Genomic DNA, 15,350 nt, shown 5'->3' with positions numbered 1-15,350 from the left:
ATTCCTACAGTGGGCTAAAGCCGTATTTCTTAAAGATTTCTGCGGCTTGAGGTGTTTTCAGATAGTCATAAAAATCACGAACTGCTTTATTGTCCTGACCTTTTACAACTGCCATTGGATACTCAACAGGTTTGTGGCTATCAGCTGGGAATACGCCGACCACTTTCACTTTATCACTCGCAACCGCGTCAGAACCGTATACGATACCTAATGGTGCTTCATCACGTTCAACCAGCGCCATACCGCTACGCACGTTATTAGTACGCGCCATATCTGGGCTTACTGTATCCCATGCACCTAAATATTCTAATGATTCTTTTGCATAGATACCAACAGGCACATGGTCAGGATCGCCAACAGCTAGTTTTCCGCCATTAAGTAAGGATTTCCATTTAGTTTCCTTATTAATAACAACGTCATTTAATTTACTATCTTTAGGGGCAATGAGTACTAAATCATTACCTAATAGTGTATGACGTGAATCTGCAATCATTAAATTTTTATCGATTGCGTAGTCCATCCATTGCTGATCTGCTGAAATAAACAGATTTGCAGGTGCACCTTGTTCAATTTGGCGAGCCAGCGTTGAAGAAGATGCATAAGATGCAACAACTTCAGTTTGCTTTTCTTGCTTATATTGTGCCGAAATTTCATTAAGAGCATTGGTAAGAGAAGCGGCAGCAAATACCGTTACTTTTTCCGATGCAAAACTTTGGCTTACTAAAGCAAAAGAGATAACTGCGCCAGCAAGTAACTTGCCTGATAATTTTTTCATGTTCTAATTCCACTTAAATTAAAGGATGACACGCTGTATATACCAAGATACAGCGTAAAATGAAAGGATTAGATGTTAGAAACTGGTTATATATCAATAAATATAACCATTAAAAAGAAACAGAAAATGAAGATAGATAAACTTATATACTCTAAATAATTCAAGTCATAGCTAGGCGACAAGTGAATGAGTCACTAGGAGCATACACAAGTATGTGACTAGTGCGAATGAACGCAGTCAACAACGCTGTGGCTTGAAGTATGACGAGTATCATGAGTATAAAAAAACAGCCCTTTAAATAAAGGGCTGTTCTAAATCAGGGAGGGAGAAATTATGATTTTTTGTCTGCTTTTGGCTGACTTGGTGAAATCAAGTTAAACACTTCACCTAAACCATAAATGATGCCCATAATCAGTACCATTACAACAGGTACCATCAAGAGAGCAAACCCTAAACTTTTCAATAATTCAAGCATGATAACCTCTTTATCATGGTATATTCGGAAAGCCAGAGTTGGCATTTCTTCACGAATGACGAATAATAACGCTATAGATGTATATATTCTAGAGAATTATCGCTTTGTGTCGGCACAAAAAATGCGATAAACACACAAAAAAAGAAGAAGCCTATCATTATGCAAGCAGAAATATTATTAACTCTTAAACTTCAAGATAAGCTCTTTGCCGATCCTCGCCGCGTTGCGCTGTTAAAACAAATCAAAGCGACGGGTTCAATTAGTCAAGGGGCAAAAATGGCGGGCATTAGTTATAAAAGTGCTTGGGATGCCATTAATGAAATGAATCAACTCGCAGACGAACTTCTTGTTGATAGAGCAACAGGCGGTAAAGGTGGCGGTGGTGCAACTCTTACACATTATTGTGAGCGCTTACTTCAACTTTACGATCTGCTCGGTCAAATTCAGCAAAAAGCCTTTGATGTATTGAAAGATGATTCACTCCCTCTGGATAGTCTTTTAGCCGCTATTTCTCGTTTTTCATTACAAACCAGCGCTAGAAACCAATTTTTTGGTACGATTATTGAGCGTGACAACCTGCAAGTTCAACAACATGTTAATGTGCAACTTGCAGATAGAAAAACGACCATTCGTGCTGCTTTAACAGAGAAAAGCGCTGATCGCCTAGGGCTTAAAAAAGGTAAAGAAGTACTGATTTTAATTAAGGCACCTTGGGTCAATATTGAAAAAGGAACTTCTTTAACACAGCAATATGACAATGCGCTTTCAGGCACACTCACTCAAATTGAGACGGGTAGTGAAAACAGCGAATTAGTGGTGACATTAGAAGGTGGACAAGAAGTTTGTGCCACATGTTCTAATCAGCATGTTAAAGAGCAAAAACTGCATATTAATGACAGCGTAACGGCTTTATTTAATGCTGATCAGGTGATTGTCGCAACACTGTGTTAATCATTAATATGATTACTTTTAAATAAAAAATAAAACCATCACTTAGTTATTATTTTAACAATAATATTAAGTGATGGTTTTTAATTGATAAAATTATAAAAAGTTACCTTACACTTGGTTGATATAAGATGATTTTAATATCCATTTAAACTTTTCGACTAACACAACGTGTAAATGCTTCTTTTATTGAGGCACCTAAAACCTCATCACTACAATTGCTTTTTAACGTAATAATTGCGCTATCAGGTATTTCCTCGCCGACCCAATGATCCATACGTAAATGGTTTAGAGGACTAATAGTAATTTCATCATCTGTAAGCTCTAAGCTACATCGATTCATATTATTAAAAAGTGCTGTTTTATTTTTATAATCATACTCTTTAATTATTTTTTTTATCCAGTCTTGATAAGTTTTTTTATCATTATACATTTGATTAAACTTATCTGAACTTCCTTTAATTTGTTCACTTTTAATCAGAGCGAGTTTTGCATAACAACCTAATTCTTCATCAAGAATATCATTAGGTAAAACTTTATAGCCTTTTTTTAGATCCATTATATAGATAGAATGACCAGAAAAAGTTAATAAAATATAATGAGCGTCATTATAATAAACACTTGCTCTTAATTTATTATTTTTTAATTTAAATATTAATTATTCCTCAATAATCGTAATATTAACTTTTATATTTTTTGAAGATGCATTTTTGATAGAGTCATTAATAGCATCCCATTGTTATTTAGTGGTTTTTTCTGGAACTCCTAATTCTAATGTTTTTAATTTTACATCTTTTTTAGAAATTTCTGTAGTTCCACGTCCATCGCCACTATATTTATCCATAGTTGAAATATATGTATTTTCTATTGATTGTGAATTTTTAATCCTTGAGGCTGTTTGGGTATTTAATGTCTTTACACTAATATATTCACCTGTATTAGCATCATAATAGTCGAAAGTTTTAGCATTAAGATGTAATCGCGTAAGTCGTTTATTTGATAGACCAATGTAATTCTCAAATGTCATACCTTGCTCTACTATTGTACCTTGATACATCCATTTCATTGTGATTTTATTTCCTGATTTGCCAATAAAATAAATATCATTTATTGGTATAAACTGCGTTTTATTGGCATTAAAACTTATAGGACCATAAATTCTTCTAGTGATTGTTCTTTTTTAGCTTTAATATCAGCAAATATTCCTTTTAGGAGGATTAATTGTTAATTTTCCGCCAATATAAAGTTCAGGTAATTACTACTATCCTTTATTAATTATTAACATAATTAGTTTTATTAAAAATAAAACCAGATAATATAATTATATTTTTATTTAGACATATGATAAAAAATCACCTTACCCACAATTAGAATAAGGTGATTTTATTTAGCACCCATTTAAACCATATAATTTCATATCATTAAATTTCAATCAATTCACCAATAAAATCATATTTTAAAATGTTATTTATATTCTTTTTTGTTGATTTATCAATTAAATATTTTAGATAACCATTAAAATCCCAATGAGTATTTTTTATCACTTCTTCATTTTCATCATACTGATAGACTTTATTTGGATTATCTGAATAAGTTAATAAAAATAGATGTTGCGTTTCTGACTCTATCGAAAAAAAGAAAGGTTTCTTATTTAATAAATCGTGTTTTTGTATGCCACAAAGTTCAGAACAACTACCTATTTGAAACTGCACATGATCTCTGACAGAAAAACTATTACGGTAAAATAACAAAGAAGAATCACCAAAGAAACCGCCACTGCAACGCCCCATACAACTTAGAAAATCATATAGTTGTTCTGTTACGTTAATACGATATAAACGTTCAATTTTTTTTATCTCATCATCAGAATACCCCTTTATTTTATGAATGTTGATAGGAAGCTCTGGATAGACAGTATGTAAATAATTTATTAATTGATTTTTTTTCATGGGTTAGTTCCTGTTGTTCCATGGTATATAGTTATATCATAGTTTCGATTTAATTTTGCAAAGTCTAAACTCATTTTATTACAACCAATACACATCCCTGATAATTCTGTGGAAGTATTTTGTACAGATAATATTATTTTTTTATTTTCCCCATCATTATTTTTATGTAAATAATCAAATATTTTCTGTTCCGCATGATTATAGTTATTATCTATTTTTAATGCACTAGGTGTCATTTCTTTATCTGGTATAATTACTTTATATTTTATTCCATTAATATTAATTAACTTAGGTGATGTTCCACTCCATGCCTTCCCACTAACAGCAATAAGATATTCAGTTTCATTATCTCTAGTAATAGCTGCAATAGCATAAGAAACAGCGAGTTTATTATCTTTATATTTTTCTTTTAAATATATTTGTGTTAAATCACGAATTACATTAACATCTAATGCAGACTCATCAAGTTTACTTAAATCAAATACTCGATAATTGGTTAACACAGGTTTTCCAGCTATAGTTGCATTTCGTAGCTCTTGCGCTGTATATCTAAGAACCTCTTTAGCACCTTTAGCATCAACCTTAGCAACTTCATTAAACGTAGTAACAAGTTCTTCCGCCTGATGAAGCACATTTTTTATTTCATGCGCATTTTTGGAGGCAATATAAAATGAACCTGTAGTTGCGGCAGGTGCCGCTACCGTTGCTTCTGCTCCAACAACGTTATATAGGTGAACAGAGGTATTATTAAAACAAATCAAAGGTGCTTCTTTGCAAGTACTAATTATCGTTTTAACTGTTGCTAATGATTGAGGAGCAACGGCAATTACATATGTTCCTACATAAAGAACTGAATAACCAAGAGCACCAACTGTTAATGAAAAAGTTAATGCTTCTTTTCGTGCATCAACTCTTTTTTGTGCCTCTTTATCACCTCGCATTGCGAGATATAAATCTTCACCTGCTTCTATATCAGATGGGCTTATATAATGTGTTTCGTCATTAAATCGATAAACAGTCTCCGCACTATTGGCTCCACTATATGCACCTTCTGGTTTATTAGTGGCTAGAGCACCTGCTAGCCCACCAATAAATCTAACAATCTGGGGATTAAATTCAGAATTACTTTTAAGAAATTTATTAAATTCATATAGTTGTTTATTTGATTCGCTTTCAAATTGAGGCTCAAATAATTTACTTTGTAGCGATATCGCCGCTATCTCTGCCGCCAACGCACCAGCAACCGCACCTGTAACACTACCTCCTGCAATTTCTGCACTAACACCTGCTACTACCGAATGACTTAAAACCTTTCCTGCATGCCCTAATACCGCGCCATTATCACCAATTAAATTGGCGCCTTCGGCATGAAGCTGACTACCGATATTGCTTAATAGCGCGGTTTTAAAATTATCAATAAAACTGCCACCTTGAATGGCAGTGCCCAATGTTGAACTGACGACTGAATGAGAGGCAACGCGTTGTGCAACTTGATTCCATGTTGCGCTATCGGTCGCAAGTAACTTGCCTGTTGAAGGTAATGTTCCACCTTGGATTGCCTGATCCCAACCCATAAATTGGTCAAGACCCTGAAGTGCCCCCGCAACCACCATACTCGTCACCACAGACTTGACCGTGTCACTACGCCCCAGTGATTCAAGTGTTTTAGAGATATTGCCTTGGTTTTCAGCTAAAGAGACCGCCGCTTGCGAAACTAAAGAGGCAAAACCTGCTTGTGCTGCAACCGATGCCGTTGAAGCCACGCTTGCTGAAGCGCCCGCCGCAATGGTTGCTTTACTTGCCATTCCACCAATAGTCGCCGCCGTTGCTGTACCGTAAGTGGCAACTCCCACTGCAATAGCGATAACCGCACCAACAACAGGATTTAATTGTTTTGTTTCATCATCCCAATCAGAATAGGTATCTTTAACTAAATTCCAATTGACGTTTTGATGATGTTGAAGATCTTTAAGCCATGCATATTCTGGAGTGTTACCTAAAACTGTTAATGCTTGTTCTAGTGATTGTCCTTTTTGAGCTTTAATATCAGCAGATATTCCTTTAGGAGCATCAATAGTCAGTTTTCCACCAATATAAAGTGTCGGTAATGCCCAACTCTCTTTGATATAACCCTGATCTCGCTGAGTAATATAAATATCTTTTGAATTAGTAATAACTTGCTTAAATGCTGTATTTTTAACTGCTTTAAAATTAACTTTTCCTGTTTTACTGGTTAATTTTGCATTCTTCGCTGTTTCTAGTTTGCTCGCTTCTAAGGTAATATCATCTTTAGCAAATAAATTAATATCGCCATTAGCGATAAACTCGGTAACTTTATTATTTGTATTATGACGTTTTTTCGTGTATTTCTTTTTGGTAGTACACAAAGTCCACCAATTACATTTTTTCTTCTCTTCTTCGTAATAACTCGATTCTTCCATCGCTTGTGCTTAAAGAAATCCACCTTTAGCAGCAATATCTATCTTTTTATTGGCAGTTAATTTTGATGCCTGAAATAAAATACTACCTTCAGATAATAGAGTTAAATTATTGCCACTATTAATTTCAGTACTAACTTGTTTGCGAAGTTCTTCTAACTTAGAACCCGACTCTTTACGTAAATGTGTTTTTACCGATCCCAATTGAATATTTCCACCACTGGATATCGTAATATCACCATCTGATTTGAGTGAGCTTCCTTCTGTTATTAACGCACCTGATAACGCAATAGAAACGCCTTTATTTCCTATAATAGCCGCTGTGCTATACTGAATATCTTGAGCATCTTCGTGGGGATCTTTGATGGCAGAATAAGCATTTGCACCCAGCTTTATATTCCTACCTGCTAATACAATGACTTTATCTTTTGAATTTAATACTGTTGAACTTAAATCAATATCACGCGCTGCATTTAAGATAAGGTTATTGTCTGAAAATAACTTAGATTGTAATTGAGGATAATGAATATCACTAAAAAAAGGATCGGCTTCTTTTATTGATTTTGAGGCAAGGAAAATATCCTGCCCTGCATTAAAGGTTATAGCTTTATCGCTGTGATATTTTATTCCTTGACTAATAATATCTTTACCTGAAGTAAAAGTTATATTATTACTTTCCAAAATCCCCATGTTAATTAAAAATGCTGGAATATACCCACTATCTCTAATAAAAGGTGCTAAATTAAAAAGAAAAGATTCATCACGATTTATTTTAATATCTTCTAGCGCAGATAAATTTAACTCATTGGATTTATTAATTATTACATTTGAAATATCAATATTTTTCCCAGAATTAAAATATATTTTTTCAGGAATATCAACATATGGTGATTTAATACCTTTTAGAGTATAAAATTTGGTAGGATTAAATAAATGACTAATATTTCCCTTTTTAGTTATAGCAGAAAAATATTTTGCTGTTACATCTATATTCTCAAATTTTATAGTATCTATCGATGTCAAACTTATATTTTCATCAGCTAGCAATTTTGAATTATTTATGTTTATACTTTTATCAGCAATAATAGATAAAGAATCGTTTGCTGTTAAATTTAAAGAAACATTCACATTATTAGCATTTAATAATATATTTTTAGCTAATATAGTATTTTCAAAATCTGATAACCCTCTGAATTTTTTTATTTCTTTTTCTGTAAATGGAAGTTTACGCTCTAAATCTATACTATTTTTAAAATCTAATACTAAATTATTACCTGCTTTTATTATATAATCAGAGACATCATTTACAGAAAATTCATAATGACTACCCGTTTTCACAAAAGGAACAAAATGACTTGTCTTATTAAACTTAGCTTCATCAAGCTTATATTTTATTATATCATCCCGATAATAAAGATGAGCATTATCATTAGAATAACGTTCCCATTTATTAAGATATGCAGAACGATAATAATATAATCTTGCACTGCTTCCTGTTGCAATTAAATTATTATCTGCAATAATTATAGATTGGTTATTAATAAAATCATTAGATTGTACATATAAATTATTTCCTGAAGAAATAATACTAGGAACATATTTATTACTTTTTTCAAAATATGAACGTTCTACATTAACTCCTCCATTATTTTTTAAATCTAAAATATCAAACCATTTTTTATAAGAGAAATTTTTTAACTCCGGAAATGCAATAACTAAAAGAAAATCATCAGTAGGACTTCTAGATGGAAGGAGGAGGTGATTACCAATATTTATAGAGAGTTTAGAATCAGGTTCTTGTTTTATCTCTTTAAATAAAGGTGTTATAGATTCATTAACTAATTTCTTAGTTCGAATAATCAAGTCACCCTTTTCTGTTTTTATCGTGGCTGATTGATTTTCAATTAACGTGTTTGGGTCACCCTGCGCATTTTTCTGTATCCATAAATTATCTTTCGCTTGAATAATCGCTTTTTCGCCTTTATTCGTGAGTTTATCTGCGAATAAACGCATATCTTTCTCTGAGATAACTTCACTATGATTAATCAGCGTATTAGTTGCTAAAGTAATATCTCTTTTTGCTTTTAACTTTGTATTACTATTAATTTGCAGTTCTTTACTACTAACATTAATATCTTGATCAGATTGAATATTGCCATTAAAAGTAATTTTTCCATCAACGGTTAAATTCACACTGTTTTGATTTGTCTGAATATTACTTAAATTAACACCAACACCTTTTTCTGTACTGACTAGACGGATTTGATTGGCATACATTCCACCTAGCGCTTTAGTATCAATAGAAAGTATGGGTTTAACGCCTTCACCATTAATGCTATTTACTGTACCTTTATCAAAATCAATACGGTTATTTCCTTGCATTAAAGAAAGGTTTTTAGCGTTAATTTTTCCATTTAACTCAATACTACGGCTGATAATGTCGGCATAATCCTGAGCTTGGAGATCTATACCTTGCGTGCCAATAACAACACCGCCTTTTTTCACTTCTATTGCCGAATAGGCGCCTTGAGGATTAAAAAGAGGTTTTCCTGTTGTGAGCGTAATTACTGGGGTATTTATAAACGAACAACCATCACACGTAATGCCATTTGGATTAGCAATAACAACTTTCGCTTGTTCTCCTGCAACTTCCAATTTTCCTTGTAATTGTGAGCGCCCATTTCCCACCACTTCATTAATAATTAAATGAGCAGCACTACCTTTTAAATGGGTATTGGCATTCACTTGTTTGGCTAATTGTGTGTTAACAGAAGTTGTCGCATTATTAAGTACAACACCTTGCTTGCTAACATTGAACGAATGAAACTTATTATGAGAAATACCTAGATTATTAGGTGTTGAAATATTAATAATTGGAACAGTATTTTGTTGATTAACTTTAATCGTTTTATCGGATGGCGTAATTGCTGAGCTCCAAGCTGGATGTAATGGATAAATAGCAATTACATAAGCTATGCCATAACTTATTAAACGTTGTTTCCAAGAAATATCCTTTTCACACATAAAAACTCCTAATATTTAAATAGCAAGAGAAATGGACCAATAAAAAGACCAGCAATCTGGCTTTAATGATCTGGGATAAAACATAGGTTTATTAATTAATATCTGAGAAGAAAAAGTGGAATGATAGAAAGAAGCACCTATTGCACTTCCAATTATTTTATTCTTTTCTGTTTCATATTGATCTGAATGGGCGACGCCATAATCAAGTGCAAAAATAAAATTCCACTTACTTAAAAATGAAGTTATTGGTGATATATTTATTTCATTGCGCCAATAAAACCCACTATTAGCATTAAAATTTATTTCTTTATATCCACGAACAGCTTTTATTCCATCTATTGCTATTTTTTCCGAACCATAAAGATTATCAGGCGTATATTGACTATGAAATGAAGTGAGATAGGAAAACTGATCAGTCAATAAATATTGATAGCTTAAATTTAAACTCAATTTTCGATAATGACTTCGAGGTGAATTATCAGCAATATAATCAGATGTCGCACCAAAAAGAGAGATCCCAAACTCAGCAGTTGGATTAATGATTAAATATCCATTATGTAAACTTAAGGTATATTCAGGGCTAAATGATAAAGAAGTCAATGTGGGACTATTTATTAATAATTTTTGTTGTGCTAACTGCGTTTTTGCTTTCTTATGCTTTAACGCTCCCTTTAGTGTTACTCGTTGTTTATTATCTCGATAGACTAAACGACTAATATCAAATTGCTGATCTTTATTTTTGTTTTTATAAATATATTTGTGATTATTTTGGAAGAAATAAGATGAACTACTATCAGATAACTGGTATTGATAAAACCAATAGCCATAAGGGATATTAACACTTGCAGTATAAACACGAGAATAGTGAGCATGAGGGAAATCTGTATTTGTTTTTAGTGAAAAAATCCACTGCTCACCCAAGCCAAACAAAGAATCTATTGTTGTTGTATTAGTAAGTAAGATCTTTCCTGTTGTTTCTGTTCCCGAATTATCAATTGTTAATCGATTCTTTAAAGGAAGTTTTTTAGCTTTTCGATTAATGGTTACAGATGAATATCCCACACTATCGCTTGGTTGAATATCCAATGTATATTGCGTTGTTGTTAATCGATTAAGCTGTTCTAATCCATGTTCTAAATCTCGTAAGTTTAAAATTTTTTCTTTAAAGGAAGGAAAAATAATATCAATTAATCTAGATGAAACACCATTGATAGAAATATCTTTTATTCTACCTTCAATAATCTTTATTACTAACTTATGATTAGAAAGATCCTGCTCTGGAATAATAGCTTGTGAGGTTACATAACCTTTTTTAATATAATTATTAGTAATTGATTTAGCGACCTCATGCATATCATTTAATGTTAGACATTTTTGTAGATACGGTGAAATTAATTTAGATTTCTTTCTATAATCTAATAAAGTATTTCCTGTAAGATCAACTTTATCAATAAGAAAGCAATTACTATTTACATTTTTATTATTCAAAGAAAAACTATTTTTGCTAATGAGTAAAAATATAAAAAAGAATAAGTTTATTTTTTTAAATTTATGCATATATAAGTCATCCTTAAAGAGATGTTTATATATTTACATAGGAAACGCATTTTAAAGGTTATCATTAAATAGTAGGTGTATAAGACTTTTGGAAAAAGTTCTTTCAGCAAATATTGACAAGTTTCTATTAACCCTATATTGCTAGATACTTAACTTGCACTTAGCTTACATTAAAAAAATAAGGCTAATAATAATGAAACACTTACAACTCAACAAAACACAATTTCGCTTAAGCGATAAACTCTGTTTACAAATTGACAAATTAGCCATAAATGAAGGTGAAAGTTGGGCATTTGTAGGCAGTAATGGAAGCGGCAAAACCGCCTTAGCAAATGCATTATGCCAAGAAGGTATTTTGCTCTCTGGTGAATTTATCAGCACATTTTCTCGTCCAATTAGTCTCTCTTTTGAAAAACAGCAAAAAATGATTGAAGAAGAGTGGCGTCGGAATAACACAGATTTATTAAGTGAAGGTGAAGAAGATACTGGCTTAACTGTTGCTCAAGTTATTCAAATGCAGGTAAAAGATGATGACAGATGCTTTTTATTAGCAAAGCAATTTGGTGTTGAATACCTTTTATCAAGACGTTTTAAATATCTATCTACCGGTGAGTCTCGAAAAATATTGCTTATTCAACTTTTAATGAATAAACCTGATTTAATTATTTTAGATGAGCCTTTTGATGGATTAGATGTTGATTCTCGCCGTGCTTTAAATGAATTGTTAACACTATTACATCAACAAAATCTGACTATCGTACTCATTCTAAATCGTTTTAATGATATTCCTGATTTTATTCAGTATGCAGGTCTACTCATTAATTGCGAATTAGTCGCCAACGGTGAGAAAGAACAGGTTTTATCTGACTCTGTTATTGGGCAATTATCTCACAGTGAAACTCTTGAAAATCTCACATTACCTGAACAAGATTCGCCTGATGCCATTCCTCAATTATCACCGACACTTTCCCCTATCGTGCTAAAAGATGGAGTAGTGAGCTATAACGATAAACCTGTTCTTCACCATTTAAGCTGGGAGGTAAAACCTCAGCAACATTGGCAGATTTTAGGCCCTAATGGTGCAGGAAAATCGACATTATTAAGTTTAATTACGGGCGATCACCCTCAAGGCTACAGCAATGACTTAACGCTATTTGGTCGTAAAAGAGGAAGTGGTGAAACAGTATGGGAAATTAAACGCCATATTGGTTATGTCAGTAATGCCTTACATCAGAGTTACCGTGTTTCTTCAACGGTAAAAAATGTCATTATTTCAGGTTTCCATGACTCTATTGGCATTTATCAAGCGATTACAGATAAACAGCTAAAACTTGCTGATGAATGGTTAGCGTTAATTGGTTTAACTGCACATGCTAATCATCCATTTCATGCCTTATCTTGGGGTCAGCAACGCTTAGTGTTAATTGTTAGAGCATTAGTTAAACACCCTACCTTACTTATTCTTGATGAGCCATTGCAAGGATTAGACACAACGAACCGGCTCTTAGTACAGCGTTTTATTGATATCATGATAAGCCACAGTAATACGCAACTTTTGTTTGTGAGCCACCATCAAGAAGATGCGCCATCGTGTATTACTCATCGATTGACTTTTATTAAAGAAGGCGAAATTTATCGTTACCAGCAAGAAATTTGTTAAATGTTCATTTTTACTGTCATAATCAGGGCAATGATTTTAGAAATTAACGCTAAACTTAGATCTGAATTTTTATTTAAATCGACATTTTCTTGCTTATTATTTGAACAATAATAAATAAAGGATCTGTCGTTTTTACGGGCGACATTTTCGTCTATTTTTCATACAAAACGGATATTTTGTTTTTTTACGCCGATCCCGCTAGATTAATAGCTTGAACGATTAAGCAAAAGGTGTGACAACTGTGCAATAATTCATCGAACAAACGACATTTTTGACTTAATCCCCCTTGTTTTGTCACTTATGTTTGGCGTTCTTGTCGATGATCCATATAATGATTGAAGTGCTAATTTTAAACTTATATTAAGAAAGTAATTATAGGAGTCTAAACTATGGCAGTAACTAAGCTTGTGCTAGTTCGACACGGTGAAAGTGTATGGAACAAAGAAAACCGTTTTACAGGCTGGACTGACGTTGAGCTGTCCGAAAAAGGCCGTAATGAAGCGCAAGAAGCAGGTAAACTGCTGAAAGCTGAAGGTTTCGTTTTTGACTATGCATATACTTCTGTTCTGAAACGCGCAATTCACACCCTGTGGAACATTCTTGATCAAGTTGATCAACAATGGCTGCCAGTTGAAAAATGCTGGAAATTAAACGAACGTCATTACGGTGCTCTGCAAGGCTTAAACAAAGCTGAAACTGCTGAAAAATACGGTGACGAGCAAGTTAAACAATGGCGTCGTGGTTTTGCTATCACTCCACCAGAATTAACTAAAGACGATGAACGTTTCCCAGGTAAAGATCCTCGTTATGCATCTTTAACTGCGGCAGAACTGCCATTAACAGAAAGCCTAGCATTAACTATCGACCGTGTAACACCATACTGGGAAGAAGTTATCAAACCACGTGTTGCTTCTGGTGAGAAAGTTATTATTGCAGCTCACGGTAACTCACTGCGTGCTCTGGTTAAATACCTAGACAACATGAGCGAAGACGAAATTCTTGAGCTGAATATCCCAACAGCTGTACCTTTAGTTTACGAATTTGATGAAAACATGAAACCAATCAAACGTTACTACTTAGGTAATGCTGACGAAATCGCAGCAAAAGCAGCCGCTGTTGCTAACCAAGGTAAAGCAAAATAATTTTGCGTTAAATCTATTAATTTAGGTTTATATGATAAATACCGCTAGAAATAGCGGTATTTTTTTATATTAAATTTCTAAATTTCAATTTTTTCATATTACTTTTTATTTTATATAAAAAATATAATATTTAACTCGATAGTATTAATTAAAAAATATTAAATTATCACTTACAGTTATTAAATATTTAATATATTGTCACCATTGGATTTTAAGTCATTTAATTATTTATAAATATAAAACGCTTATAACAAACGTATATTAAAATAGGGATATTTTATGTCTGAGTGTAATTATAACTCTTATGGAGCTTGGTGGTATTGTTCTCCAGAAGGGCGAATTTTAGAACTTCATTATTAGAAATGGCAACTAATAACAAAGGTGATGATTTATCAATATTTTTAATAAACTCTATTGGATGATAGGATACATTTTAATTTTTTAATCCTTTAATTATAATAACCTTAAATATACAACTATAATAAAACATTAAAAATCAAATAAAGAATAGGGATATTAATATGAAATTAAAAATAGTTACCATTCTATTTATTATTATTATGTTTATAATAATGTTTGTTTTATTTCCGTTTAAGGAGGATAAAATAAATAATCCTTCTCCCTCTCTATTTAAACAAAGCCTTTCACATTATCAGCTTTACTTAGGCGATATTTATTTTGATAAGAATGATAAAAACAAAGCCCGCAAATTTTATTTATTATCTGCTTATAACGAGAATGCGGAGGCTCAAGCAAAAATAGGTTCTTTCTACATTAATGGAAATTTATATTTCCCTAAAGATTATGAATTGGCCATGAAGTGGCTACTAAAATCGTCTAGTAAAAATAATCCTACTGCACAGTTTTATATAGGATATATGTATGATGATGGTTTAGGTGTTATACAAAATTACTATATAGCAATTGAATGGTATTTAAAATCTGCAGAGCAGAATTTTAGTAGAGCACAGAATAATCTAGGTCTTTTATATTTAGATGGTCTTGGTACTAAACAAGACTACGAAAAAGCAATGGAGTGGTATTTAAAAGCAGTTAGTAATGGGCATATCAAAACAAACAATAATATTGCTTATTCATATCAACATGGCTTAGGAGTTGAGCAGAACTATCAGAAAGCAATGACCTTCTATTTAAAGGCGGCTGAAGATAATGATCCCTCAGCTATTTATAATATCGGTTATTTATATGAAAAAGGATTGGGTGTCATTGCTGACAAAGAAAAAGCATGTGAATGGTATCAAAAGTCATATGAGCTTGGATTTAAACCCGCTAAATTCAGACTTGATCTATTAAAGATGCATGACTAACTTACTTTCTTTTCCATAAAAATACCGTTGATTAATTATCAACGGTATTACAGT

12 protein-coding genes and 1 pseudogene are annotated in these 15,350 nt (G+C 32.5%); 4 read left to right on the top strand and 9 right to left on the bottom strand.

What is annotated here, in order from left to right:
* Positions 1-4: 4 nt before the first annotated feature.
* Positions 5-775 carry a molybdate ABC transporter substrate-binding protein gene (gene modA, locus EHE21_RS05650; protein ID WP_194952075.1) on the bottom strand — a complete coding sequence of 257 codons (771 nt, stop codon included), beginning with the start codon at positions 773-775 and terminating at the stop codon, positions 5-7.
* A gap of 331 nt (positions 776-1,106) precedes the next feature.
* On the bottom strand, positions 1,107-1,250 hold the full coding sequence (locus EHE21_RS05645) for an AcrZ family multidrug efflux pump-associated protein (RefSeq protein WP_071788544.1): 144 nt from the start codon (positions 1,248-1,250) through the stop codon (positions 1,107-1,109).
* A 159-nt stretch (positions 1,251-1,409) separates the two neighbouring features.
* On the opposite strand from EHE21_RS05645, the gene modE reads away from it, so the two are divergent.
* Positions 1,410-2,201, top strand: a complete 792-nt coding sequence (gene modE, locus EHE21_RS05640; protein ID WP_075672736.1) for a molybdenum-dependent transcriptional regulator — start codon at positions 1,410-1,412, stop codon at positions 2,199-2,201.
* A gap of 145 nt (positions 2,202-2,346) precedes the next feature.
* On the opposite strand, the gene EHE21_RS05635 is transcribed toward modE, so the two are convergent.
* From EHE21_RS05635 to EHE21_RS05615, 6 genes are all read right to left on the bottom strand, one after another.
* Positions 2,347-2,853 (bottom strand): contact-dependent growth inhibition system immunity protein, encoded by a 507-nt coding sequence (locus tag EHE21_RS05635; RefSeq protein ID WP_194952587.1) that lies wholly within the window; start codon positions 2,851-2,853, stop codon positions 2,347-2,349.
* An 84-nt stretch (positions 2,854-2,937) separates the two neighbouring features.
* A complete protein-coding gene (locus EHE21_RS18880; RefSeq protein WP_228766737.1) occupies positions 2,938-3,264 on the bottom strand; it encodes a hypothetical protein in 327 nt (108 codons plus the stop codon).
* Positions 3,265-3,619: 355 nt separating this feature from the next.
* On the bottom strand, positions 3,620-4,147 hold the full coding sequence (locus EHE21_RS05625) for a hypothetical protein (protein WP_194952074.1): 528 nt from the start codon (positions 4,145-4,147) through the stop codon (positions 3,620-3,622).
* Positions 4,144-6,588, bottom strand: coding sequence for a DUF637 domain-containing protein (locus EHE21_RS18875; RefSeq protein ID WP_228766736.1), 2,445 nt, complete (start codon positions 6,586-6,588; stop codon positions 4,144-4,146). The genes EHE21_RS05625 and EHE21_RS18875 overlap by 4 nt, the downstream gene beginning before the upstream one ends.
* A gap of 9 nt (positions 6,589-6,597) precedes the next feature.
* Entirely contained in the window at positions 6,598-9,609 is a 3,012-nt protein-coding gene (locus EHE21_RS18870) for a filamentous hemagglutinin N-terminal domain-containing protein (RefSeq protein WP_228766735.1), read from the bottom strand.
* 15 nt (positions 9,610-9,624) lie between these two features.
* Positions 9,625-11,166: a ShlB/FhaC/HecB family hemolysin secretion/activation protein gene (locus EHE21_RS05615; RefSeq protein ID WP_194952073.1), complete on the bottom strand. Its 1,542-nt coding sequence runs from the start codon at positions 11,164-11,166 to the stop codon at positions 9,625-9,627.
* Positions 11,167-11,359: 193 nt separating this feature from the next.
* Between EHE21_RS05615 and modF the strand changes: the two genes are divergently transcribed.
* Both modF and gpmA read left to right on the top strand, forming a co-directional pair.
* The gene (gene modF / locus EHE21_RS05610) at positions 11,360-12,826 is read left to right on the top strand and encodes a molybdate ABC transporter ATP-binding protein ModF (RefSeq protein ID WP_194952072.1); all 1,467 of its coding nucleotides are present in this window, start codon (positions 11,360-11,362) and stop codon (positions 12,824-12,826) included.
* 389 nt (positions 12,827-13,215) lie between these two features.
* Entirely contained in the window at positions 13,216-13,968 is a 753-nt protein-coding gene (gene gpmA, locus EHE21_RS05605; protein WP_036938379.1) for a 2,3-diphosphoglycerate-dependent phosphoglycerate mutase, read from the top strand.
* Positions 13,969-14,311: 343 nt separating this feature from the next.
* Here the strand turns inward: gpmA and EHE21_RS18865 are convergent.
* A pseudogene (locus tag EHE21_RS18865) lies at positions 14,312-14,401 on the bottom strand (type VI secretion system tube protein Hcp); the annotation flags it as partial.
* An 88-nt stretch (positions 14,402-14,489) separates the two neighbouring features.
* On the opposite strand from EHE21_RS18865, the gene EHE21_RS05595 reads away from it, so the two are divergent.
* The gene (locus tag EHE21_RS05595) at positions 14,490-15,296 is read left to right on the top strand and encodes a tetratricopeptide repeat protein (RefSeq protein WP_194952071.1); all 807 of its coding nucleotides are present in this window, start codon (positions 14,490-14,492) and stop codon (positions 15,294-15,296) included.
* Positions 15,297-15,350 lie beyond the last annotated feature (54 nt).

It is taken from the genome of Proteus sp. GOKU, assembly GCF_015475555.1.
GTDB classification, from domain to species: Bacteria; Pseudomonadota; Gammaproteobacteria; order Enterobacterales; family Enterobacteriaceae; genus Proteus; species Proteus mirabilis_B.
The sequence above is the reverse complement of the archived record's forward strand: the minus strand, read 5'-3'. Positions and strand labels throughout refer to the sequence as shown.

What these genes read in the sequence shown, in the direction of transcription:
- modA (WP_194952075.1), bottom strand. Translation starts at nt 775, where the DNA reads ATGAAAAAATTATCAGGCAAGTTACTTGCTGGCGCAGTTATCTCTTTT.
- EHE21_RS05645 (WP_071788544.1), bottom strand. Translation starts at nt 1,250, where the DNA reads ATGCTTGAATTATTGAAAAGTTTAGGGTTTGCTCTCTTGATGGTACCT.
- modE (WP_075672736.1), top strand. Translation starts at nt 1,410, where the DNA reads ATGCAAGCAGAAATATTATTAACTCTTAAACTTCAAGATAAGCTCTTT.
- EHE21_RS18880 (WP_228766737.1), bottom strand. Translation starts at nt 3,264, where the DNA reads ATGAAATGGATGTATCAAGGTACAATAGTAGAGCAAGGTATGACATTT.
- EHE21_RS05625 (WP_194952074.1), bottom strand. Translation starts at nt 4,147, where the DNA reads ATGAAAAAAAATCAATTAATAAATTATTTACATACTGTCTATCCAGAG.
- EHE21_RS18875 (WP_228766736.1), bottom strand. Translation starts at nt 6,588, where the DNA reads ATGGAAGAATCGAGTTATTACGAAGAAGAGAAGAAAAAATGTAATTGG.
- EHE21_RS18870 (WP_228766735.1), bottom strand. Translation starts at nt 9,609, where the DNA reads ATGTGTGAAAAGGATATTTCTTGGAAACAACGTTTAATAAGTTATGGC.
- EHE21_RS05615 (WP_194952073.1), bottom strand. Translation starts at nt 11,166, where the DNA reads ATGCATAAATTTAAAAAAATAAACTTATTCTTTTTTATATTTTTACTC.
- modF (WP_194952072.1), top strand. Translation starts at nt 11,360, where the DNA reads ATGAAACACTTACAACTCAACAAAACACAATTTCGCTTAAGCGATAAA.
- gpmA (WP_036938379.1), top strand. Translation starts at nt 13,216, where the DNA reads ATGGCAGTAACTAAGCTTGTGCTAGTTCGACACGGTGAAAGTGTATGG.
- EHE21_RS05595 (WP_194952071.1), top strand. Translation starts at nt 14,490, where the DNA reads ATGAAATTAAAAATAGTTACCATTCTATTTATTATTATTATGTTTATA.